The following is a 24587-nucleotide window of genomic DNA, read 5'->3' as shown; positions in this document are numbered from 1 at the left end:
CCGCCGCCGGAGGCTCAGGGCACCTCTGACGAAGGCGGTGCAGCCCATGGCTTCCCTCGACGGTCCATCCTCCGAAGCCCGGGACGGGTTGCTCGCGCGGCTGCTCGCGGCCGGCGACGCCGACCGGGACCGGGTGCTGCTCGACGTGGTCCGGACCGCGGTCGTCGCCGCCACCGGCAAGCCCGGCCCCGTCGACACCGGTCTCGCGTTCCGGCAGCTCGGCGTGTACCGCGCGATCGGCACCCAACTGCGGGAGGAGCTGGCCGCCGCCACCGGGGTGCGCATCCCCGCGACCCTGCTGTTCGACTACCCGACGCCCAACGCCGTCGCCCGGTTCCTGCGCGACGAGCTGCTCGGCCCGGACGCCGACGTCCAGGTCGCGGTGACCGAGGCGCATGCGGCGGTCGACGACCCGGTCGTGATCGTCGGCATGAGCTGCCGGTACGCGGGCGGCGTCGACACACCGGAAGCCCTGTGGCGGCTCGTCGCCGACGGATCGGACGCCGTCACCACGTTCCCCACCGACCGCGGCTGGCGGACCGACCTCTACGACCCCGACCCGGACGCAGTCGGCAGGTGCTGCACCCGGCACGGCTCGTTCCTGCACGACGCCGCCCAGTTCGACCCCGCGTTCTTCGGGATCAGCCCGCGCGAGGCGCTCGGCATGGACCCGCAGCAGCGGCTGCTGCTCGAGGTCGCCTGGGAGGCCCTCGAATCGGCCCGCATCGACCCGCCGTCGGTGGCCGGCCGCCCCGGCGGCGTCTACGTCGGCGTGCCCTACACCCACTACGGCCCGGCGCTGCACCGCCCTGCCGACGGCATGCACGGCTACCTGCTGACCGGCAGTCTCACCAGCGTCGCGTCCGGCCGGGTCGCCTACACCCTGGGCCTTGAGGGGCAGGCCGTCACCGTCGACACCGCCTGCTCGTCCTCGCTGGTCGCGCTGCACCTGGCGACCCGGGCGCTGCGCGGCGGCGAGTGCGAACTCGCCCTCGTCGGCGGTGTCACGGTCATGTCGACGCCGGGTGTCCTGATGGAGTTCAGCCGCAAGCGGGGGCTGTCGCTCGACGGTCGCTGCAAGGCGTTCTCCGACGACGCCGACGGCACCGGCTGGGGCGAGGGCGCCGGCATGCTCGTCCTGGAGCGGCTGTCCACCGCCCGGGCCCGCGGCCACCGGGTCCTCGCCGTCGTGCGTGGCTCCGCGCTCAACCAGGACGGCGCGTCCAACGGTCTGACGGCCCCGAACGGCCCGGCGCAGCAGCGGGTCATCCGCGCGGCGCTCGCCGACGCCGGTCTCGGACCGTCCGATGTGGACGCCGTCGAGGCGCACGGCACCGGCACCGCCCTCGGCGACCCGATCGAGGCGCAGGCCATCCTCGCCACCTACGGCCGGGACCGCGACGGTGACCCGCTGTGGCTGGGCTCGCTGAAGTCGAACGTCGGGCACACGCAGGCCGCGGCCGGCGTCGGCGGGGTCATCAAGATGATCCTCGCCATGCACCACGGCGTGCTCCCGCAGACCCTGCACGTCTCGGCGCCCTCCACCCACGTCGACTGGGCGAGCGGCAACGTCGCGCTGCTCCGCGAGGCGGTCGCCTGGCCGGAGACGGGCCGCCCGCGCCGCGCCGCCGTGTCGTCGTTCGGCGTCTCCGGCACCAACGCCCACGTCGTCCTCGAAGCCCCCGCGCCCGAGGACACCGACGCGTCCGCGCCCGGGGCCTCGTCGCCGGCCGGGGCGGCGCCGGTGCCGATCGTGGTGTCCGGCAGGGGCGAAGCGGCGCTGCGCGCCCAGGCCGCCCGCCTCGCCGGGTTCCTCGACGAGCACGACCTCGCCGCCGTCGGCTGGTCGCTCGTCAGCACCCGGGCCGCGCTGTCGCACCGCGCCGTCGTCGTCGGCGCCGACCACGAGACCGTCCGAGCGCAGCTGCTGCGGGTCGCCGACGGGACCGCGCCCGGCGCGCTCGCCCGGCCCGGCGGGAAGGTCGCGTTCGTCTTCCCCGGGCAGGGTTCGCAGTGGGCCGGCATGGCCGTGCGGCTGCTGGACACCGATCCCGGGTTCGCGGCGTCGATCGCCCGGTGCGAGGCGGCGTTCGCGCCGTACACCGACTGGTCGCTGACCGCCGTCCTGCGCGGCGAACCGGACGCCGCCCCGCTGAGCCGCGTCGACGTGGTCCAGCCGGTCCTGTTCGCGGTCATGGTGTCCCTGGCCGGGATGTGGCGCGCCGCCGGCGTCGGACCCGACGTCGTCGTCGGGCACTCCCAGGGCGAGATCGCCGCCGCGCACGTCGCCGGCATCCTCTCCCTCGACGACGCCGCCCGCGTCGTGGTGCTGCGCAGTCAGGCGCTGTCCGCCCTCGCCGGCAAGGGCGGGATGCTGTCGGTGGCGCTGCCCGCGGCCGAGGTCGCGCAGCGGATCGCCGAATGGGACGGCCGGCTCGGCGTCGCGGCCGTCAACGGCACCACGTCCGCCGTGGTGTCCGGCGAGCCCGGCGCCCTCGACGAGTTCACCGCGGTGTGTGCGGCGGCGGGTGTACGCACCAAGCGCGTCGACGTCGACTACGCCTCCCACGGGGTGCAGGTCGAGGCGATCCGCGACCGGCTCCTGGAGCTGCTCGCCCCCGTCGCGCCGCGGCCGGCCGCCGTGCCGATGCACTCCACGGTCGGCGCCGACCTGAGCGGCGTCACCGTCGGCGGCGCGGACTACTGGTACCGCAACCTGCGCCACAGCGTCGAGTTCGCCGACGCCGTCCGTGCCCTCACCGACGCCGGCGTGACGACGTTCATCGAGGTCAGCGCCCACCCGGTGCTGACCGTCGGGATCCAGGAGACCCTGGAGGACCTGGCCGGGGACGCGTTCGTCACCGGCACGCTGCGCCGCGACGACGGCGGCCGGGACCGGTTCCTCGCCTCGCTCGGCGCCGCCTACGCGCACGGCGCGGCCGTCGACTGGACCGGCGTCTTCGGCCCCGACCGGCGGACCGTCGCCCTGCCCACGTACGCGTTCCAGCGGCAGCGCTTCTGGCTCGAGGCCCCGCTGCTGGAGGACGCCGCGCTCGCCGCGACCGGGCCGACCGTCGACGGCGAATTCTGGGCCGCCGTCGAGCAGTCCGACGCGGCCGGTCTCGCCGGCGTCCTGTCCGCCGACGCCGAAGCGGTCGCCGCCGTGCTGCCCGCCCTGCGCACCTGGCACGAGCACCGCGCCGTCCGCGGTCTCGTCGACGGGTGGCGGTACAAGATCCGCTGGGACGCCCTGCCCGAGCCGCAGGAGGTCACGCTCACCGGCGAGTGGTTGATCGTCCATCCGGACCCGGAGACGGTGCCGGGGCCGGTCATCGCGGCCCTGACCGCGCACGGTGCGACGGTGCGCACGCTCGCCGTTGACCCGGCCGGCACCGACCGCTCGGCGCTGTCCGGCCTGCTGCGCGACGCGCTGTCCGTCGACGTCCCCGTCGCCGGGGTGCTGTCGCTGCTCGGCACCGACGAACGCCTGGACGCCGGCGTGCCCGCCGGCGCGACCGGCAACCTGCTGCTCATCCAGGCCCTCGACGACCTCGGCGTCACCGCGCCGCTGTGGTGCGTGACCCGCGGCGCGGTGGCCGTCGACGGCGAGCGTCTCGCCGCGCCCGCCCAGGCGCAGACGTGGGGTCTCGGCCGGGTCGCGGCGCTGGAGTACCCGCGCACCTGGGGCGGGCTCATCGACCTGCCGGCGACCGGCCTCGACGCCCGCGCGGGAGCCAGGCTGTGCGCGGTGCTCGGCGGGCTGGAGGGGGAGGACCAGGTCGCGGTCCGGGCCACCGCAGTGTTCGGGCGGCGGCTCGTGCACGCCGGGACCGGCTCCACCGCACCCGCCCGCACCTGGCGGCCGTCCGGGACTGTCCTGGTCACCGGCGGCACCGGTGCGCTGGGTGGGCACGTCGCCCGGTGGCTCGCCGCCGGCGGCGCCCGCCGCCTGGTGCTCACCAGCCGCCGCGGTGCGGAGGCGCCCGGGGCGGCCGCGCTCGTCGCGGAGCTCGCCGCGGCCGGCGCCGAGGCAGCCGTCGTCGCCTGCGACGTCGCCGACCGAGCCGCCGTCGCGGCGCTCGTCGCCGACTGCGCCGGGCGGGGTGAGCCGATCACCGCGGTCATGCACACCGCCGGCATCGCCGACCTCGCCGCACTGCCGGACCTGACCGCCGGCGGGATGGCCACCGTCGCCGCGGGGAAGGTCGCCGGGGCCCTGCACCTCGACGAGCTCCTGGACCGGTCCACCCTCGACGCCGTCGTCTACTTCTCCTCCATCGCGGCCGTCTGGGGCGTCGGCGACCACGGCGCCTACGCGGCGGCGAACGCCCACCTCGACGCGCTCGCCGAGCAGCAGCGTGCCGACGGCGTCCCGGCGCACTCGGTCGCGTGGGGGCCGTGGGCCGGCGGCGGCATGATCGCCGACTCCCTCGCCGACACGCTGCGCCGCCGGGGCGTCCCGCTGATCGACCCCGAGCCGTCGATGCACGCCCTGCAGCAGGTCCTCGACCACGACGACACCACGGTCGCGGTCGCCGACGTCGACTGGGAGCGCTTCGCCGCCGTCTTCGGCAGTGCCCGGCCGAGCCCGCTCATCGGCGCGCTGCCCGAGACCCGCCGCCTGCTCGAAGCCGCACCCGAGCCGGCGGCGGCGGGCGCTGCCGAACACGGCGGCGAACTCGCCCGCAGCCTCGCCGGGCTCGGCCCCGCCGACCGTGACCGGGTCCTGCTCGACCTGGTGCGCGGGCAGGTCGCCCGGGTCCTCGGGCACGCGTCCACGGCGACCGTCGAGTCGTCGCGGGCGTTCATGGAGCTCGGCTTCGACTCGCTGTCGGCGGTCGAGCTGCGCAACGGGCTCAACAAGGCGACCGGGCTGCGGCTGCCGGCGACCGCCGTGTTCGACCACCCGACGCCCGCGCACCTGGCCCGGTTCCTGCGCGCCGAGCTGTCCGGCGAGGCACCGGAGGCGCCGGTCGTCGCGCCCGTCGCGGCCGTCGACCGTGGCGACCCGATCGTCATCGTCGGGATCGGCTGCCGGTACCCCGGCGGCGTCCGCAACCCCGGGGACCTGTGGCGGCTGGTCGAGGGCGAGGTCGACGCGGTCGGCGCGATGCCGGCGGACCGCGGGTGGGACCTCGCCGGCCTCTACGACCCGGACCCGGACCGTGCCGGCACCACGTACGTGCGGCACGGCGGCTTCCTCTACGACGCCGCCGACTTCGACCCGGAGGCGTTCGGGATCAGCCCGCGGGAGGCCGTCGCCATGGACCCGCAGCAGCGGCTGCTGCTCGAGGTCGCCTGGGACACGTGCGAACACGCCCGGATCGCCCCGACGTCGCTGCGCAACAGCCGCACCGGGGTCTTCGTCGGCATGGCCGACCAGGCGTACGGCTCCCGGCTGCGGTCCGGTGCCGAGGGCATCGAGGGGTACCTCGTCACCGGCGGCGCGTCGAGTGTCGCGTCCGGCCGGGTCTCCTACGTGCTGGGTCTGGAGGGCCCGGCGGTCACCGTCGACACCGCGTGCTCGTCGTCGCTGGTCGCGCTGCACCTCGCGGTGGAGTCGCTGCGCCGCGGCGAGTGCGACCTCGCCCTCGCCGGGGCCGCGATGGTGATGTCGACGCCGTCGCAGTTCGTCGGGTTCAGCCGCCAGCGAGGCCTCGCGCGCGACGGCCGCTGCAAGGCGTTCGGCGCCGGCGCCGACGGCTTCGGCCTGTCCGAGGGCGCCGGCATGGTGATGCTGGAGCGGCTGTCGGGCGCCCGCGCCAACGGCCACCGGGTCCTCGCCGTCGTGCGCGGCACCGCGGTCAACCAGGACGGCGCCTCCAACGGGCTGACCGCGCCCAACGGCCCGTCGCAGCAGCGGGTGATCCGCACCGCGCTCGCCGCCGCGGGCCTCGCGCCGTCCGAAGTGGACGCGGTCGAGGGGCACGGCACCGGCACCCTGCTCGGCGACCCGATCGAGGCGCAGGCGATCCTCGCCACCTACGGGCAGGACCGCGCCACGCCCCTGTGGCTCGGGTCGCTGAAGTCGAACATCGGGCACACGCAGACCGCGGCCGGCATCGGCGGCGTCATCAAGATGGTCCTGGCGATGGAGCACGGCACGCTGCCCAGGACGCTGCACGCCGACGAGCCGTCCCCGCACATCGACTGGTCGTCCGGGGCCGTGCGGCTGCTCACGCGGGCCCGGCCGTGGCCGGCGGGTGAGCGGCCGCGCCGCGCCGGGGTGTCGTCGTTCGGCATCAGCGGCACCAACGCCCACGTGATCCTCGAAGAGCCGCTGGCGGCCACCGGGCCCGACGCTGAGCCCGCCGCCGGGCGGACGGCGGTCTCCGGGCCGGTGCCGCTGGCGCTGTCCGCGCACGGACCGCAGGCACTCGCCGCGCAGGCAGCGCTGCTGCGGGCCCGGATCGGCGGGGCGGGACCTAGTGCCGACGCCGCCGACGACGACACGGCGGATCTCGCCGACGTCGCGTGGTCGCTGCTGGCCACCCGGGCCGCCCTGCCGCAGCGCGCCGTCGTCCTCGGCCGGGACCGCGCCGACCTCGCCGAGGGCCTCACCGCCCTCGAGACCGGTGCGGAGCCCGCCACCGGACCGGCGGTCGTGCGGGGCACCGCCGACGTCGACGGCCGCGTCGTGTTCGTGTTTCCCGGCCAGGGCGCGCAGTGGGCCGGGATGGCGGCCGAACTGCTCGACACCGCACCGGTCTTCGCCGCGTCCGTGCGGGCGTGCGAGGAGGCCCTCGCGTCCTTCGTGGACTGGTCCCTGAGCGCGGTCCTGCGCGGCGAGGACGGCGCCCCCGGCCTGGACCGGGTCGACGTCGTGCAGCCCGCGTCGTGGGCGGTGATGGTCTCCCTCGCGGCGCTGTGGCGTGCCCACGGTGTGCGGCCCGACGCGGTCGTCGGCCACTCCCAGGGTGAGATCGCCGCCGCCTGCGTCGCCGGGATGCTCAGCCTCACCGACGCCGCCCGGGTCGTCGCGGAGCGCAGCAAGGCGATCGTCACCCTCGCCGGCAGTGGCGCGATGGCGTCCGTCGCGCTGCCCGTCGAGGCGGTGCGGGACCGCATCGCGGGCGTCGGTGTCGACGGAGGCCGGATCAGCGTCGCCGTCGTCAACGCGCCGACGGCGGTCGTCGTCGCCGGCGAGGTCGGGGCCGTGCACCGGTTCGTGGCGGACTGCACCGCCGACGGCATCCGGGCCCGGCTCGTCGACGTCGACTACGCGTCGCACTCCGAGCAGGTCGAGTCCATCGAAGGCACGCTGCTGGAGGCGCTCGCGCCGGTCCGTGGCGTGCCCGGCACGGTGCCGATGCTGTCGACCGCGACGGGTGAGTGGCTCGCCGGCCCGCAGCTGGACGCCGGCTACTGGTTCCGCAATCTGCGGGAGACGGTCCGCTTCGCCGACGGCGTCCAGCGCCTGGTCGAGGACGGTTACCGGGCGTTCGTGGAGTGCAGCCCGCACCCGGTGCTGACGGTGGCGGTCCAGGAGACCGCCGACGCGAGCACCGACGGCGCCTACGTGGTGGTCGGGTCGCTGCGCCGCGGCGACGGCGGCCCGGACCGCTTCGCCCGCTCCGTCGCCGAGCTCCACGTGCGCGGCTGCGCGGTGGACCTCACGCCGCTGCTCGGCACCGGCCGTCGCATCGTGGACCTGCCGACGTACGCCTACCAGCGGCGCCGGTTCTGGCTCGACGCGACGCCCACCGGCCCGGCCGCGGGCGCGCCCGCCGACGACCGGTTCTGGGACGCGGTCCGCCGCGGCGACGTCACCGGTCTCGCGGGGGCCACGTCGGCCGATCCCGCCGCGCTCGCGGCGGTCCTGCCCGCGCTGCGGACCTGGCACGAGGACTCCCGGGTGCGGGCCGCGGTCGACGAGCTGCGCTACGCCGTGCGGTGGGACGCCCTCGACGAGCCCGCCCCGGCGAGGCTCACCGGCCGCTGGCTGGTGGTGGCCGCCGAGTCGGCGGACGGCGGCGTCGACGGCCCCGCCGGCGTGGTGCTGGACGCGCTCGCCGCCCACGGTGCGGCGGCGGAACTCGTTCGGCTCCCGGCGGGTGAGTCCGACCGCGACCGGATCGCCGAGCGGCTCCGCCCGTGCGCGGACGGTCCGGTCGAGGGTGTGCTGTCGCTGCTGGCCTGGGACGAGTCGCCGCACGGCACGGTGCCGGAGCTGCCGGCGGGCCTTGCCGGCAACGTCGGACTGGTGCAGGCGCTGCACGACGCCGGCACCGGCGCGAAGCTGTGGTGCGCGACCGGCGGGGCGGTCTCCGTCGGCGCCGGTGACGTGCTGCACCGCCCGGCCCAGGCGCAGGTGTGGGGCATGGGCATCGTCGCCGGCCTCGACGACCCTGACGGCTGGGGCGGCCTGGTCGACCTGCCCTCCACAGTGGACGCCGCCGCGGCCGGTCGGCTGTGCGCCGTGCTGGCCGGGATCGGCGACGAGGACCAGGTCGCCGTCCGCGCCGCCGGCGTCTTCGGCCGGCGGCTGGTCCGGGCCCCGCTCGCCGACGGTCCGCGCCGCCCGTGGCGTCCACGCGGGACGGTGCTGGTGACGGGCGGCACCGGGGCGCTGGGCGGGCACGTCGCCCGCTGGCTCGCCGGCGCCGGCGCGACCCGACTGGTGCTGACCAGCCGCCGCGGGATGGCGGCGCCCGGCGCCGCCGAGCTCGTCGCGGAGCTCGCCGCGCTCGGCGCCGAGGCGACCGTGGTGGCCTGCGACGTCGGCGACCGGGAGCAGGTCCGCCGGCTGCTGGCCGAGCTGCCGGCGGGTTCGCCGCTCACCGCGGTCGTGCACGCGGCCGGGGTGCCCGGCGACGAGCGGCCACTGTCCGGCACCGAGCTGACGGACATGGCCGCGGTCCTGCGCGGGAAGGCCGCCGGGGCGATGCACCTGGACGCGCTGCTGGCAGCGGTGCCGCTCGACGCGTTCGTCATGTTCTCCTCCGGCGCCGGCGTCTGGGGCAACCTCGGCCAGGCGGCGTACGCGGCGGGCAATGCCTACCTGGAGGCGCTCGCCCGGCACCGGCGGCACCGTGGCCAGGCGGCGACGTGCGTGGCGTGGGGCGCGTGGGAGGCCGGCGGCATGGTCGACGCGGGCGAGTCCGACCGGCTCGCCTCGCACGGGATGCTCGCCATGGACCCGCGGCACGCGGTCGCGGCGCTGCGGGACGCGGTCGAGCACGGCGAGGCGGCGCTCGTGGTGGCGCGGGTCGACTGGGCCCGGTTCGGTGCCCTGTATTCGATGGCGCGGCACCGCCCGCTGCTCGACGAGCTGCCCGAGGCGCGACCGGCGTCGGCAGCCTTGGAGGAGTCCGGGACGGGGCGCCCCGAGCCGGCGCAGCGGCTGCTCGGCCTCGCCGACGACGAGCGGCAGCGGGAGCTGGTGCACCTGGTCCGCAGCCACGCCGCCGGCACCCTTGGCCACGCCACCCCTGACGCGGTGTCCGCGCAGCGGCCGTTCCGCGAGCTCGGCTTCGACTCCCTCACGGCGGTCGACCTGCGCAACAAGCTCACCGCCGTGACGGGGCTGCGGCTGCCGGTGACGGTGGTGTTCGACCATCCGACGCCGGCCGCGCTCGCCCGGCACCTCAACGCGGAGCTGGTCCCGGACGCGGGCGGCGACCCCTTGCGGGCGCTGGACGCCCTCGCCGCGGCGCTGCCCGCCGAGGACGCCGACCCGGGCACGCGACGGCAGGTCGCCGAACGGCTGCGCAGCCTGCTGCGCCGCTGGGACGACGGGCCGGCGGGGGACGGGCCGGCCGGGGACGGGCTGGCCGAGGCCGACGACGACGAGATGTTCGACCTGATCGACCGCGAGCTGGGCCTGACCTGACACGGTGCGGGCCGCACCCCGGCCGGGGTGCGGCCCGCACACCGCGTTGCCGCCGCACACGCAGATGGCCGGGACTGGTGTCCCGGCCATCGTTGCGTGCTCACGTGCGGCCTTCAGCGCCGCACGTACTCGCTGAGCACCTTCGGCGGCCACGACCCGACGCCGAAGAGCCCCATGGAGTAGGCCTTCGACACCAGCGCCGCCCGGTTCGGCACCTTGAACTGGCGCAGCATGTTGCTGACGTGGTACTCGATGCCCTGCCGGCTCAGGTACAGCTTCGCGGCCAGTTGCACGGTGGGGACACCGGTGGCCACTCCCTCGAGGATCTTCGCATTGATCTCGGTCAAGATCTTGTTCGGGCTGATGAGTACCCGGCGGTCATCCTCGCCCTTGTCGGGTGCGACCAGGACGACGATTGTCTTCAGCTGCCCGGCATCGCCCTGTACGGCCATTCCGGTGAGGGATCCGGTGAAGGCGGTGCGGGTCGCCCACAGTGCGGCGAGATGCTCCACGAAACGGCCGCTGCGACCGGTGAGAAGCCGCTCGAACTGACGGCGCATGTGCTGGCGCACACTCGGGTGCAACAGCTCGGAGAAGTCGAATCCGTACAGGTCGAAGCGCGGCTGGCCGCAGTGCTCGAGCAGCGCGGAGTTTGTGTGTTGGATACGCAGTTGTGGATTGAGGACGGCGAGGCCGGCCCCGGTCCGTTCGACAATGGACAGAAACAGCTCGCCGTATTCACTCGCGCCGACGAGGGCTGCCGGGTTTGGCTGCGGAAAGGTGCAGCATTGTTCCGGTAGTGTTTCACTCCTGTTTTGTCGCTGGAGCGGGCCGGTCTGAGTTGCGTCTCGAACGTCTGCCTTCAAGTTACTGACCAGAAGCATCGACACGTCTCCCAAATGCTCCAAATTTGTGATCGCATCGGGAGCCTTGCACGGCTTTCCGCAAGCGTCAACGCGAGCAAATCGGGCACCAAAGACTGTGGTAGGTGTGCGCCTAGTTCGGTGTGGCGGACCGTAGTCGGCGGCGTTGGGTGCCCGTTCGGACACGCCGGGTGGCCAAGGTTTCCGCAGTGGCGCCGTCCGTGACGTGTTCATGCAGCTCAATATGGGTGGGGAGGGCCGGCGCGCCGCGTCCGGGGGCGGTATCTGGGCACCCTGTGCAACGGAATCCGGACCGAAGTCCGGTTCGGCCCCACATGTGACCGTCCGGTAGCACGTAGAGGCCGACATCGATCTTGCGAAAAATTTGAGCATTGTCTTGAGGGTTCAGGGCCGCGGCGACGTATCCACGAATGCTTTCAGTGGCCTAATTATTACCCGCGGTGATCTTCCAGAGTTCGGAAGCGAACGAACCTATTCGAAGTGTACATCGGACATTTTGGCCGCTACCTGGTTGAGCACCGCCTTTAGTGCGGATCGGTTGGTGACCCCCAGTTTGCGGTAGCAGTTGGTCAGGTGTTTCTCCACGGCCCGCTGGGAGATACCCAGCCGGGTGGCGATGGCCTGGTTCGTGAGACCGGCCGTGACCAGCTCCGTGACGGTCCGCTCCGACGGGGTGAAGGAGCTGAACCCGGGCACCAGCTGCTCGTGGTGCGCCTCGAGCGCCACGTTGGCCGGCTCCATCAGCCAGGAGAAGCCGGCCGCGGCCGCCAGCTGCCCCCCGCGCCGCAGGTCCTCGCCGGCGCCCCGCCGCCCCGTCGCGAGCAACCGGGTGCCCCGCGCCAGCAGCGCCCGCGACAGCTCCAGCTCGTTGACGGAACGTTCGAGGACCTCGACAGCATCGTCGAGCAGGCGTAACGCCTGCCGGCCGCGGCTGAGCTCACCCCAGATCCGCAGCGTCCGGCCGGTCGCCGCGGGTGACCCCCACGCTGCCGCCAGACGGTGCTCCTCGGCGATGCGTTCGAGGGCCTCCTCGGGCCGCCCGAGCCGGTGCAGCAGCGGTGCGATCATCGCGCCGATGGGAAAGAGCGCCCGGTTGTGCCAGCCGTGCGTGGCCAGCTGCTGCTCACACTCGATCAGCGCGGCCAGCGCCGCCTGCGGCTCGGCGGTGTACTGCATCGCGCCGTACAACAGGTTGCTCACCATCGGCAGCATGCCCGTCTCGGCGTTGGCCCGCTCCGCGCGGCACAGCGCCGCCGCCCGCTGCCGCAGCCGCTCGTTCGGCACCGCGGCGGCGACCGCGAAGAGCATCGCGACGCTGATCCCGTCGTCGCCGAAACCGTCCGGCAGCACGGTGAGCGCGTTGAGGGCGCTGGCCGCGGCCGGGCCGGGACGCCCGATGTGCAGCTGCTGAAACGCCAGCTGGGTGTGCACCTGCGCCGCGACCCGGCGGCACGGCTCGGCGTCGGAGGCCCGGCGCGCCTCCATCAGCCACAGCTGCAGCGCCGGCACCCGCTCGACGGCGACGGCACCGGCGACCAGGAGCGGCGCGATCGAGGCGAGCGTGTCGTGGTCGGCAGGGAGAGACTCGAACAGCAGCTGCGCGAGCGGGGCGAGGTCGTCCGCGGTCATGTCCGCCAGCATGGTCGCGCAGAACAGCAGCACCCCCGCGAGCTCCCGTTCGGCCGGGGTCCGCGGCGGCGCCGCCCAGCCGCGCAGCTGGGCCGTGGCGGCGGCCAGCACCGCGGGGTCCTGCCAGCCGGCCATCCACAGTCGCGCCTCCAGCCGCTGCGTCAATGCCGCGGCCGCCGCCGGCCGCCCGTCACGGGCCGGCTCCGCGGCCGCCACGACCGACAGGTGCCGCGCGATCGCCTCGCCCGCGGCGTCCGCGCCGGCCTGCAGCGCCATCGGCGGGATCCGGGCCAGGGCGGCGGCGCGCGCGTCGTCGTCCGGCAGCTCCGGCAGCGCCTGCAGGACCCGGCGCACCAGCGTCGACGGGTTGCCGCACCGCTCGGCGACGGCGAGGTCGACGAGCACCCGGGCCCGCTCGGCACCGCCCGGCGGCAGGCCGCGCAGCGCGACCCGCAGATACCGCACGGCGGTGGCCACGTCATGGCGGGCGAGGGCGCTCGCGGCGGCGTCGGACAGCACCCCCGGCGCGTACGCGTCCAGCGTGACCGCCTGCTCCAGGTGCGCCGCGACCCGCTCGGCGGGCGCGCCGGCCAGGTACAGCGCCTCCGCCGCCTCCAGATGGCCGACCGCGAACGACTCCGGGCAGATCGTGGTGCCCACGACGTGCCGCACGACCGCGTCCAGCACCGGCTGCGGCTCGGCGGCGTCGTGCAGCCCCATCGCCCGCAGCGCACGGGCGGCGGTGCGGGCGTCGACGTCGTCGAGACCGGCGAGCCGGCCCACGAGACCGGGCTCCGCGTCGGCGCCGAGCAGCACGCCGCGCAGCAGATACGCGCACAGCGCCTCGGGCAGCGCCGCGACCGCGGCGGTCACCCGCCGGCGCAGCGGCTGATACGCGCGGCCGGTGATGTCCGGCGGACCGCCGCCGGTCCCGGACCATCCGTCGACGTCCGCGGCCATCGCGCGCACCACCGAAGGGTTGCCGCCGCTGAGCCGGTGGCAGCGGTCCGCCGTGGCCCGGTCCGCCCCGGTGCCGGCCAGGAGCCGCTCGACCCCGGCCGCGGTCAGCCGGGCCGGATGCGACGTCCGGTCGGCGTGGGCCAGCGCGGCGCGGACCCCTGGCCGCTCGGCGCCGGCGTCGCCGTCCAGGACCGCGAGCACGACCAGGACGCTCACCCCGCCCGCCCGTCCGGTCAGCCGGTGCAGGCGGGTGAGCCAGGCGAGGCTCGCGTCGTCCGCCCACTGCAGGTCGTCGACGGTGACGAGGAGCGTGCCGGTCCTGGCCGCGGCCGAGGCGCGGATGTCCCGCCACAGCCGCGACGCCAGGCTGCGCGGCAGGCCCTGCTCGACCCGGTTGGCGACGGCCGCGACCACCGGCACCCCGCCGGCGAGGGCGAGCTCCGCCGCCTGCATCAGCAGCGCGGACTTGCCGGCGCCCAGGTCGCCGGTGACGGCCAGGACACCGCCCTGTCCGGCCCGGAGCCTGGTCAGTGCGGCGCAGCAGAGGTCTCGCTCATGATCCCGCTCGATCAGCACACCGCAGAGTGTTCCCCAGCCGCGCCACCCAGTACATCGGAAAGCTCCGATCTGCTGGTGATTCCCAACTTTCGGTACGCGTTGCTGAGGTGCAGCTCAACGGTGCGCTTGGTGATGGCGAGGATCCCGGCGATGGCCGTGTTCGGCAGGCCGTTCGCCGCCAGCTCGGCGACCCGGAGCTGGGCGGCCGACAGGGTCGAGGCGTCGCCGCCGGTCTCCGGGTGCCGGTCGGCGACCCGGCCGGTGTTGCGGTGCACCGCGACACCCTTGGCGCTCCTGCCGGCCTTGGCCGCGCCGGCGCCGCCGACCCTGACGCTCCAGCCGTTGCCGGGCCCGATCCGGGCCGCGGCGCGCAGGGCCGCGGCCGCCGCGGGCGACCGTGGACGGCCCGCCGCCGCGCTTTCGAGGCTCAGCAGCGTCTCCGCCGACCAGCCGCCCCGCATCGCGGCCCACAGCGCCACGACCGCGCGGTCCGCCCGGGTCACCCCGTCGCCCTGCAGCAGCGACGCGCGCAGCTCGGTGAGCGCGACGGTGCCGCTCGCGCCCCACCGCTCGGCGGCCAGCCGTTCGGCCCGCAGCAGCGATGCGGCCTCCGCGTCGCGACCGCGGACGTGCTCCCACAGCGCCGCCTGGGACCGCCACGGCAGCAGCGCCGGGTTGCGGTGCCCCGCGGCCAGGCACCGGCGGCCGCACTCGTGCAGCATCCGCACGGCGGCGTCGACCTGACCGTCGGTGGCCTCGGCGACCGCCCGGGCGTAGAGCAGGTACGCCCAGGCGATGCCCTGGTCGCTGCCCGGCGGCAGGGGCGCGGCCAGCGCCGCGCGGGCCTGCTTCCCGCGGCCCGTCGCCAGCAGCTGCATGAGCTGCAGCGCCCGCAGCCGCGGCAGGGTACTGGCGTGCCAGGACTGCTCCGGCAGGCATCGCCCCAGGTCGTGCAGGTCGCGTTCGGCCTCGGCGAGGCGGCCGGTGCGCAGCCACAGCTCGATCCGCGCGGCGAGCGGCCCGGCCGCGTGCCCGCCGGCGCCGCGGGACGCCTCGACGAGCCCGTTGAGCCGGCGCTCCGCCGCGTCGAAGTCCTCGGTGAACGTCAGCGCGCGGGCCGCCGCGACCTGGACGGCGGGTGGCACCACGGCACCGGCCGGCGGGTCCAGCGCGGCGAGGGCGTGCCGGCGGGCGCGGTCCACGTCGTCGCCCGCGACCGCTTCGCGCCACGCGAGGACGCCGCGCCCGGCGGGGTCGGTGGCGGCGCCGTCGGGTGCGGGCACCCGGTCGGAGGTCAGCTCGGGTGCGGTGCCGGCCCGGTCGACCGCCAGCCAGTACAGCGCCGCCAGTGCCGCCGCCTCACCGGACGACGCGGCGACGTCGTGGTGGGTGGCGGCGAGCTCGCGCCGGGCGGCCTCGTCGTCGCCGCGGACCAGGAGCCGGTCCGCGGCGGCGAGCCGCAGCGGTGACGGCCCGCCGTCCGGTGCCGTGCGCAGCACCGTGCGGTAGGTGCGGCCGGCGGCCTCCGGCGAGCAGGTCAGCTGCACGTCGCCGAGCGTCAGCCAGGTCGAAAGCCGCAGCGTGTCGTCCATCGGCTCGCGCAGGGCCCGGTTGTACAGCGTCGTCGCCGCGTCCCAGGACCGTTCGGTGGCGGCTGAGGCGGCCGCGGCCAGCAGCGCGCCGAGCGCCCAGGCGGGCCAGCCGGGCTCGGTCGCGCTCAGCAGCCGGCCGACGAGGACGGGTGGCAGGCCCTTGTCGTGGGCGGTCTCGGCGGCGAACCGGCGCAGCGCGGCCCGGTCGGCGCCGTCCATCGCGGCGAGCACCACGTCGGCGACGAGGGGGTCGGTGGCGTCGAGCCCGGGGCAGCCGGGCAGGCCCTGGGTGAGCCGGGCGGCGAGGCGGTCCGGCACGCCCGGCCCGAGCAGCGCCCGGATCCGCAGCCCGCGCAGCTGCGCGGCGGGCAGCTCGGTCAGCCGCTCGGTGACCTGGTCGCGCCGCACCTGGCGGCACGCGGCGTTGAGCCCGTCGAGGTCGAGGTGGTGCAGCCCGTACCGGCGGACGGCGGCCACCAGCACCGCCGGGTCGCCCGCGGCCGCGGCGGCGAGCAGCACCGCGGGGTCTCCGGCGGCCGCGGCGGCCAGCAGCGTCCCGGTGTGCGCGTCGAAGGTGCCCCCGCCGGCGGTGGCGAGCACGGACCGCCACCGCGCGGCGGCCGCGGCGCTCCCGGCGGCGCTTCCGGCGGGGCGGGGCCCGGTCACGAGACACCCCCGTCGGCCGGCTCCGCGAGCGGGGCGGTGGCCCGGCGGGTCAGCGGCATCGGCTCGACGATGCCGGCGAGGGCGTCCCTGCGCCGGATGCCGAGCCTCCGGTAGACGTTGGTGAGGTGGAACTCGACGGTCCGCATGGAGACGAACAGCTCCTCGGAGATCTGCCGGTTGGTCGCGCCGCCGGCCGCCAGCCGCGCGACGGCCCGTTCGCTGCTGGACAGCTCGCCACAGGCGGCGAGCTCGGTGCCGGTGCGCCCGCCGGCGGAGCTCAGGACGTTGCGGCAGTGCGCCGCCAGCACCATGTAGCCGAGCCGGTTGGACAGCACCATGCCGTCGCGCAGGTGCCGGCGCGCGGCGGTGCGGTCGCCCAGGACGGTCAGGGTCCGGCCGAGCATCAGCTGCGCCTTCACCTGGTGGATCGGCGCCGGTGAGCGTTCGAGCTCGGCCAGGGCACCGAGCAGCAGCTCGACCTTGGCCCCCTGCTCGGTGAGCGCGGCCCGGGCCAGCAGCGCCATGCCCGCCGTCCGCGGCGTCCGCCACCGGTCGCACTGCTCCTCCGCCTGCTCGAGCCGCAGGTGCGCCTCCCGCTGGTGGCCGCGCTGCGACAGCAGGATGATCTCGTCGAGCCACCAGCTGCTGAACGCCGGGCTGCACACTCCTGCCTCTTCGATGACCTTCCCGCAGACGCGGAGCCGCTGCAGCGCCCGGTCGTGGTCCTGGCCCCAGTAGGCGGCGAGCGCCGTCGCGCCGACGGCCTGCACCTGCTCCCACAGCGGCATGTCGGACCCGCGTTCCTGGATCGCCTCCATCCCCGCCTCTGCGGCGAGGACCCGGGCCTGGGCGCTGTTGACGATCGAGATGCTCGTCTGCGCCGACCAGGTCGCGGCGCCCCACTCGCTGTCCCCGGCCAGGCGCAGCGCCGTCGTCGCCTCCGCCCAGGCGGCCTCGAGCTCGCCGACCTCGAGCAGCACGTGTGCCCACGTCGCCCGGGCGACCGCCTCGGCGCACGGCTCGCCGCGGTCGCGGTGGTGCCCAGCCAGCCGGCTCGCCGCGGCGAGCGCACCGGCGGTGTCGTCGGCCATCAGCAGCACCCGGGTCGCCATCAGGGGTGCCCAGCTGTCGCCGGTCACGGGACGGTCCAGCACCAGCCGGGCGTAGCGGGTGGCCCGCTCGACGTCGAGCCCCTCGTAGGCGGTGGTGAGCGCGTGCACGGCGAGCATCCGGTGGGTGGACGACGCTCCGGCGACACTCGCCGGTGCGTCACCGATGCGCGACCGCACGGTGTGGTAGGTGGCGCCGCCGATGGCGGCGTTGGCGGCGAGCGTCGAGTCGACGGTCGCGAGCTGGAGGCGGTCCCGCAGCGTCGGGGTGTTCCCGGCGGCGCGGCGCAGCGTCTCCATGGCGTCGTGCAGCAGGTACGGCGCGGTCGGCTCCCGCCCGGTGACGAGCGCGGCGAGACCGAGGCAGACCACGGCCCGTGCCTTCGTGCGGGCGTCGCCGGTGCGCGGCAGCGCCTGCCGGGCGTGCACGAGCGCCGCCGACGGGTCGACGTTGAGCAGCGCGACGGCCACGTCGACGGCGGCCTCCGGCGAGTGCGGCTGCGCGGCCAGCAGCCGGGTCCGGATGCGGACCGCGGCGGGCGCGTCGTGCCGGTAGGCGACGGTGGCCGCGTCGCGCAGCCGCTCCAGCATCCAGGGTTCGTCGAGGTCGTCGAGCTCCAGCAGCACGTCGGCGATGCGCCGCACGGGCGCGTCGGCGTCGTTGAGCATGAGCGCGGCCTTGCGGCGCAGGCGCTGCAGCTCGTCGGCGGCGATCAGGCCGAACAGCCCCGCGGCGACGGCGGGCGGCACCGGCCGGTCCGCGTCGCCGGTGACGACCCCGGTGTTGCGCAGTGTGGCCAGGCGGGCGACGGTCAGCTGCGGCGGCAGCCCGGCGAGCGCGCCGACGAGCTCGGCGTCGGCCTGCTGGAGGACGGCGGCGGCGACGGCGACCCTCAGCAGGTTCGGCTGGCGGCTCAGGAAGCGGCGCAGCCGGTCGGTGCGCGGCTCGGCGCCGGCGTGCTCGGGAGCGTCGAGGTCGAGGATCAGCTGCCGCGGGCCGGCGAGGATGTCGGCGAAGAGAGTGTTGAGCGCCGGGTGCTCACGGGGTTCGACGGCGAGGACCACCTGCAGCGGCCGGCTGGTGCAGCGCCGCAGCAGGTAGTGCAGCCAGCGCAGGGTCGCCCCGTCGCACCAGTGGGCGTCGTCGACGACGAGCCGCACCGGGCCGAACTGGAGCAGGCCGAGTGCCCGCCGGTACAGGTCGAGCACGGTGCGGTGGCCGCCGTCGGCGGGGACGACCTGGGTCCCGGAGCGCGGCTGCGCCGGCAGCAGTTGCCGCGCCGCGGCGAAGTCCACCGCGGCGTCGGCCTCCGTGCAGGTCGCGGACAGCACCGTCACGCCCGCCGGGGCCGGCGCGCGCAGCAGGGTGGTCTTGCCCGTGCCGTACGCGCCGGCGACCACGACGACGGCGACGGCCTCGACATCCGGTAGCACCGGCCGGCCGTCGCGCGCCGGCAGGGTGCCGGTGCTGCGGTCCGGTTCGGCGGGCTGCGGTGTCATGACGGTGTCCCATCCGTACGGTCAGTGCGGTGTCCCTGCGGTCGTGCCCGGCGGTGCCGCGGTCAGCCGGTCCGCGGTGCCCGGGTGAACCCCGTGATGATCACGGCACCGACCAGCAGGTGCAGCAGCGCGAGCGAGACCTTCGTGCCGGTGTCCGTGCCGCCGAGCGGCCCGAGCAGCGACAGCAGCAGGAAGACGACCGCGATGACGGTCCAGATCGTGCGGCCCTTCGCGGTGACCTTCTCCAGCAGGGCGAGCAGGCCCCAGCCGAGGAGGCCGGCGACGACGACGGTGAGGACGACCGCGACGGCGCTGATCGTCTGGTTGCTGCTGCCGGACTTGACCACCAGGTCACCGGCGACTGAACGGGCGATGAAGAAGACGATCAGGGCGAGGACGGCGGCGCCGGCGATGGCGAGCGGGCGCACTGCGGACGGCTTCATGTGCGGGTGTACCTCCGGGGTCGGGCGGGGTCGGGTGGAACGGACTGCGTTACGGCACGGGTGACGGTTGTACCGCGTCGAGCGAGCCGGGCGGCACGGCGGGGCACAGTCCGGCCGCGGCCGCCCGGTCCAGCAGCGCGCGGACGGCGGCCAGCCCGTCGTCGCCGAGGTCCTCGGTGAACCCGTTGACGTACAGGGCGATGTGCTGCGCCGTCACCTCCGGCGCCATCTCCTGGGCGTGCTCGCGGATGTAGCCCTGCGACGCCTCGGGGTGCGCCCACGCGTGCCGCACGGACGCGCGGACCGCGTCGGTGACCGCGGCGATGCGCCCGGGGCCGAGGTCGCGGCGGGCGACGATCGCGCCGAGGGGGATCGGCAGGCCGGTGTCCTCCTCCCAGAACCGGCCGAGGTCGACCAGCTCCCGCAGGCCGTAGGACCCATAGGTGAAGCGGGCCTCGTGGATGATCAGGCCGGCGTCGACCTTGCCGTCGCGGACCGCGGGCATGATCTCGTGGAACGGCATGACCACGATGCCGCCGAAGCCGCCCGGCACGCCGCGCTCGGCCCACAGCCGCAGCAGCAGGTAGGCCGTGGACTGCTCGCTGGGCACGGCGACGACCGACGCGCGCAGCTGCTGCGGCGTGCGGTCCTCGCGGGCGACCAGCAGCGGGCCGCAGCCCCGGCCGAGGGCACCGCCGCACGGCACGAGCGCGAAGCGGTCCAGGAAGCCGGGCAGCGCCGCGTAGGAGATCTTCATGACGTCGAAGCGGTCGCTGCCGGCCAGGTGGTTGGTGACGTCGATGTCGGCGTGGGTGACGGTCGTCGCGGGCGTGCCCGGCAGGACCCCGTGCGTCCACGCGTGGAAGACGAATGTGTCGTTGGGGCACGGCGAATACGCGATCGACAGCGGCCGGTCGTCCATGAGCGGGCCCCTTCCCTCCGGGCGCAGACACATTGATCGTGCTGCCGGATCTTACGGCCGAACGGCACGGCTTGTCCCGGTTCGTGATGGCGTCGGTTCGCATGCGGATCAAGTGTGGTGATTTCCCCAATCTCCGCCACGGCACGATGCCAGCAGCAGAACTGCGTCGGTCGCAGACCGCTGCCTGTCTTCCGTGCCCGGCACATCCAGCCGGGCTCATCGCTTCCGGCACCCGAAGGACGAATCGATGACGACCGTCATGGAACCCGCCGCGGCGCTCACCGACGCATGGCTGGCCACCGACCTGGACGAGTGGACCGTGCGGGTGGTCCGCCGGCACTTCGACCCGGCGACCGGCAGCCCGTACTGGCTGGCCCGCCGGCCGCACCTCGGGTTCGACCCGTTCGACATCACCCGCTACGACGACCTCGCCCAGTTCGGGCCGTTCTCCCTCGCGACGCTGCGTGAGCTCGACCCCGTGCAGCTGGTGCCGTCGGATGTGCCGCGGCCGCTCGCCGGGCGGATCTGGGAGTCCGGCGGCACCACCGGCAAGCCGTGCCGCATCTTCCACACCCCGTCGATGGCCGAGCACCACACCGCGTGGCGGCTGCAGGGGCTGCGGCTCACCGGCTTCGAGCCGGGCCGCACCTGGCTCTACGCGTGCCCGAGCGGGCCGCACATCGTCGGCCGCGGCGCGAACCAGATCGCCGAGCTCTACGACTCGACCGTCTACACGATGGACCTCGACCCGCGCTGGATCAAGACGCTGATCCGCGACAGCCGGCTGGTCGAGATGAACATGTACGTCGAGCACACCATCGAGCAGATGACCGACGTGCTGGAGACCGGCCGGGTGCACTATCTGGAGACGACGCCGGCGATCCTGCAGGCGCTCATCTCCCGCCGGCCAGAGCTCGTCGCCGGCCTTTCAGGCGTCGGCCTCGGCGGCACCCAGCTGACCCCGGCGATGTACACCGAGATCGCCGAGGCGCTGCAGGGCGGGCTGATCGGCATGACGTACGGCAACACGTTCGGCTGCGCGATGGGCCTGCCGGTCGAGCGCGACGGCGCGGTCCTGCCGTACCTGCCCAACTACCCGCAGGTCACGATGGCCGTCGTCGACAAGGAGGACCCGCGGCGCACGGTCGGCTACGGCGAGACCGGCCGGGTGCGGCTCACCGTCCTGCACGACGACCTGTTCCTGCCCAACATCATGGAGCGCGACCAGGCCGTCCGGCACCGGGCCGGGGACGACTGGCCGTGCGACGCGGTCGCCAATGTACGGCCGCTGCAGATCACCTCCGCCGCGCCCGAAGGGCTCTACTGAGCCTCGCCCGCAAGCCCCACAAAAGAGTCGATGAGGAGTCGTTGGTGGACACAGGTCTGAAGCGGGAACTGGAGGCGAAGGTCTTCGCCGGTGAGCGGCTCAGCCGCGAGGACGGCATCGCGCTGTACGCGTGCGACGACCTCGCGTGGCTGGGCGGGCTGGCGCACCACGTGCGCACCAAGAAGAACGGTGACGTGGTCCATTTCAACGTCAACCGGCACCTGAACATGACGAACGTGTGCACGGCGTCGTGCGCGTACTGCTCCTTCCAGCGCAAGCCGGGGGAGAAGGACGCCTACACGATGCGGATCGAGGACGCGGTCCGGCTCGCCAAGGCGATGGAGTCCGAGCAGCTCACCGAGCTGCACATCGTCAACGGCCTGCACCCCACGCTGCCGTGGCGCTACTACCCGCGCTCGATCCGGGCGCTGAAGGAGGCCCTGCCGCCCACCGTGGCGGTCAAGGCCTTCACCGCGACGGAGATCCACTGGTTCGAGCGCATCTCCGGGCTGTCGGCCGAGGAGGTCCTCGACGAGCTCATCGACGCCGGCCTGGAGTCGCTCACCGGCGGCGGCGCGGAGATCTTCGACTGGGAGATCCGCCAGCACATCGTCGACCACGCCACCCACTGGGAGGACTGGTCGCGCATCCACCGCCTCGCGCACAGCAAGGGCCTCAAGACCCCGTGCACGATGCTGTACGGGCACATCGAGGAGCCGAAGCACCGCGTCGACCACGTCATGCGGCTGCGCGAGCTGCAGGACGAGACCGGCGGCTTCCACGTGTTCATCCCGCTGCGCTACCAGCACGACTTCCACGACTCGCGGGACGGCAAGATCCGCAACAAGCTGATGGCCCGCACCACGATGGCGACCGGCGCCGAGGCGCTCAAGACGTTCGCGGTGTCCCGGCTGATGTTCGACAACGTCCCGCACGTCAAGGTGTTCTGGGTGATGCACGGCCTGCAGACCGCGGAGCTGGCGCTCAACCACGGCGCCGACGACATCGACGGCTCGGTCGTCGAGTACAAGATCACCCACGACGCGGACGAGTTCGGCACCCCGGACAAGATGACCCGCGAGAGCCTCCTCGACCTGATCCGCAACGCCGGGTTCCGGCCGGTCGAGCGCAACACCCGCTACGAGATCATCCGCGAGTTCGAGGGTCCCGACCTGGCCCGCCGCGAGACGCCCCAGCCGATGCGGGTCTGACCCCGTGACAGTCACCGAAAGAGCCACCGAACCACGAGACGAGGCAGGTGAACGCGGATGACCGCGGCGACGACACCGCAGGAGGACCAGCTCGAGGTCTGGATCGACCAGGGGCTGTGCACCGGCGACGGGATCTGCGCGCAGTACGCGCCGGACGTCTTCGAGCTCGACGTCGACGGGCTCGCCTACGTCAAGGGTGACGACGGGGAGCTGCGGCACTCGCCCGGCACGGCCGTGCTGGTGCCCCTCGTGGCCGCCCAGGACGTCATCGACTCGGCGAAAGAGTGCCCCGGCGACTGCATCCACGTGCGCCGCCAGCACGACGGCGTCGAGGTGTACGGACCGGAAGCGCCGGCATGACTGTGACGCCGGCGCAAATGCGTGGAAGTGTACGGACCGGAAGCACCGACACCATGACCGTCGCGACGGCCGAGGGTGCTGTGACGTTGCTCGGCCGGCTCCTGCCGGAGGGCACGGCCGTTGTCGAGGCGTTCGACGACACCGTGCCGGCGCCGCTGTTCCCGCAGGAGCTCGCGGCGCTCGGCAACGCGGTCGCGAAGCGCCGCGCGGAGTTCATGACGGCCCGGCGGTGCGCCCGCGAGGCGCTCGGCCGGCTCGGCGTCGGCCCGGTCGCGATCCCGTCCGGGCCGCGCCGCGAGCCGCTGTGGCCGGCGGGCATCGTCGGCACCATCACCCACTGCGCCGGCTACCGGGCCGCGGCCGTCGCCCGGGCCGAGCAGCTCACCACCATCGGTATCGACGCCGAGCCGCACGAGCCGCTGCCCGACGGCGTCCTGTCCAGCATCACCCTCGTCGAGGAGCGCCGGCACCTGCGGCAGCTGGAAGGGCAGCGGCCCGGCGTCCACTGGGACCGGCTGCTGTTCAGCATCAAGGAGTCGGTGTTCAAGGCGTGGTACCCGCTGACCGGCCGCTGGCTGGACTTCACCGAGGCAACGGTGACGATCTCGCCCCAGCGTGAGACGTTCCACGCGTGGCTGCTGGTGCCTGGCCCGGTCGTCGGCGGGGTCGAGGTCGCCGGGTTCGGCGGCCGCTGGCTCGTCGACCGCGGCCTGGTCCTCACCGGCATCGCGGTCCCGGCCCGGCAGCCGGCGTACGTCGGCTGACGAAGCGCGGACAAGCGCGGAGGAGGGCCCGGCGCCGAACGGTGCCGGGCCCGATGCGTCAGCGGCGGGCGGGAACGGGCCACTGCGGCGCACCCCGGCCGGCCCGGTGCCGCGGCGGGAACAGCAGCAGCCCGGCGACCGCGCCGCAGAGCAGGGCGATGCCGTGCTGGTCCGGCTTCACGGCGAGCGCCCCGGCGCCGACCAGCGACGCGACACCGGCGACGAACGCCACCCCGGTGTAGGAGTCCTGGCGCAGCAGCACGCTCATGACCACGAGGACGACGGTCGGGGCGATGGTCGCGCCGATGATCCCGCCGAAGCCGAGCCCGGCCACGCACGCCACGTAGTACGGCACGACGAACGCGTGCGGGCGGGTCGCCGCACCGGGCCGCAGGAGCAGCAGGGTCGCCAGGGCACCGGCGAGGCCGCAGACGGCGAGGGAGTTGCCGGCGCCCGTCGGGTCCAGACGCTCCCCGAAGGCCTCACCGGCCAGGCCGATCCCCACGTACAGCACCAGCCAGCGCAATGTGCCGAACCGGCGCTCGGCGATGACGCCGACGACGATCAGCGAGCCGATGTTGAACAGGATCTGTCCCCACCCGGCGGACTGCACCAGCAGCGGCGTGAACCACCGCCACCATTCACCGTCGTGTAACGCCGGGTAGTCACGCCGGAACCGGGCCAGGACGTCGGGGTCGTTGAGCTGGGCAGCGGCACCGAGTGCGGTGATCAACGTGACGATCACGGTGGCGATCGGCAGGCCCGCGCTGCGGCGAGATTCGACGGTGGTCACTGCCCCTACGCTACCCGCAGCGCGCTCGCCCCTCCCG

At 74.9% G+C, this 24587-nt stretch carries 12 protein-coding genes; 5 read left to right on the top strand and 7 right to left on the bottom strand.

Annotated features, from left to right (window positions below):
- Positions 1–46: 46 nt before the first annotated feature.
- Entirely contained in the window at positions 47–9832 is a 9786-nt protein-coding gene (locus ABZS58_RS39185) for a type I polyketide synthase (protein ID WP_354788641.1), read from the top strand.
- 113 nt (positions 9833–9945) lie between these two features.
- On the opposite strand, the gene ABZS58_RS39180 is transcribed toward ABZS58_RS39185, so the two are convergent.
- The 6 genes from ABZS58_RS39180 to ABZS58_RS39155 form a co-directional block, all read right to left on the bottom strand.
- Positions 9946–10716 carry a PAS domain-containing protein gene (locus ABZS58_RS39180; protein WP_354788667.1) on the bottom strand — a complete coding sequence of 257 codons (771 nt, stop codon included), beginning with the start codon at positions 10714–10716 and terminating at the stop codon, positions 9946–9948.
- Positions 10717–11187: 471 nt separating this feature from the next.
- Complete coding sequence (locus ABZS58_RS39175) at positions 11188–13881, bottom strand: LuxR C-terminal-related transcriptional regulator (protein ID WP_354788639.1); 2694 nt, start codon at positions 13879–13881, stop codon at positions 11188–11190.
- Complete coding sequence (locus ABZS58_RS39170) at positions 13875–16121, bottom strand: helix-turn-helix transcriptional regulator (RefSeq protein WP_354788638.1); 2247 nt, start codon at positions 16119–16121, stop codon at positions 13875–13877. Before ABZS58_RS39170 ends, ABZS58_RS39175 begins: the two co-directional genes overlap by 7 nt.
- Positions 16118–18730 (bottom strand): helix-turn-helix transcriptional regulator, encoded by a 2613-nt coding sequence (locus ABZS58_RS39165; protein ID WP_354788637.1) that lies wholly within the window; start codon positions 18728–18730, stop codon positions 16118–16120. The genes ABZS58_RS39170 and ABZS58_RS39165 overlap by 4 nt, the downstream gene beginning before the upstream one ends.
- A gap of 62 nt (positions 18731–18792) precedes the next feature.
- Complete coding sequence (locus ABZS58_RS39160) at positions 18793–19173, bottom strand: DUF6069 family protein (protein WP_354788635.1); 381 nt, start codon at positions 19171–19173, stop codon at positions 18793–18795.
- Between the two features lie 49 nt (positions 19174–19222).
- On the bottom strand, positions 19223–20095 hold the full coding sequence (locus ABZS58_RS39155; RefSeq protein WP_354788634.1) for a 1,4-dihydroxy-6-naphthoate synthase: 873 nt from the start codon (positions 20093–20095) through the stop codon (positions 19223–19225).
- A gap of 247 nt (positions 20096–20342) precedes the next feature.
- Here ABZS58_RS39155 and ABZS58_RS39150 point away from each other — a divergent pair, with 247 nt between their 5' ends.
- Genes ABZS58_RS39150 through ABZS58_RS39135 form a run of 4 tightly spaced genes read left to right on the top strand, consistent with a single transcriptional unit; the run spans position 20343 to position 23757 of the window.
- Complete coding sequence (locus tag ABZS58_RS39150) at positions 20343–21422, top strand: hypothetical protein (protein ID WP_354788633.1); 1080 nt, start codon at positions 20343–20345, stop codon at positions 21420–21422.
- 44 nt (positions 21423–21466) lie between these two features.
- Positions 21467–22633 (top strand): aminofutalosine synthase MqnE, encoded by a 1167-nt coding sequence (gene mqnE / locus ABZS58_RS39145; RefSeq protein WP_354788632.1) that lies wholly within the window; start codon positions 21467–21469, stop codon positions 22631–22633.
- Positions 22634–22690: 57 nt separating this feature from the next.
- Positions 22691–22993: a ferredoxin gene (locus ABZS58_RS39140; protein ID WP_354788631.1), complete on the top strand. Its 303-nt coding sequence runs from the start codon at positions 22691–22693 to the stop codon at positions 22991–22993.
- A gap of 53 nt (positions 22994–23046) precedes the next feature.
- Positions 23047–23757: a 4'-phosphopantetheinyl transferase superfamily protein gene (locus ABZS58_RS39135; protein ID WP_354788630.1), complete on the top strand. Its 711-nt coding sequence runs from the start codon at positions 23047–23049 to the stop codon at positions 23755–23757.
- A gap of 58 nt (positions 23758–23815) precedes the next feature.
- Here the strand turns inward: ABZS58_RS39135 and ABZS58_RS39130 are convergent, their stop codons facing one another.
- A complete protein-coding gene (locus tag ABZS58_RS39130; RefSeq protein WP_354788629.1) occupies positions 23816–24550 on the bottom strand; it encodes a rhomboid family intramembrane serine protease in 735 nt (244 codons plus the stop codon).
- Between the last annotated feature and the right edge of the window lie 37 nt (positions 24551–24587).

The sequence above is a fragment of the Dactylosporangium sp. NPDC005555 genome (assembly GCF_040605635.1).
Taxonomy (GTDB): Bacteria; Actinomycetota; Actinomycetes; order Mycobacteriales; family Micromonosporaceae; genus Dactylosporangium.
This window is presented reverse-complemented; position numbering and strand designations above follow the sequence as displayed.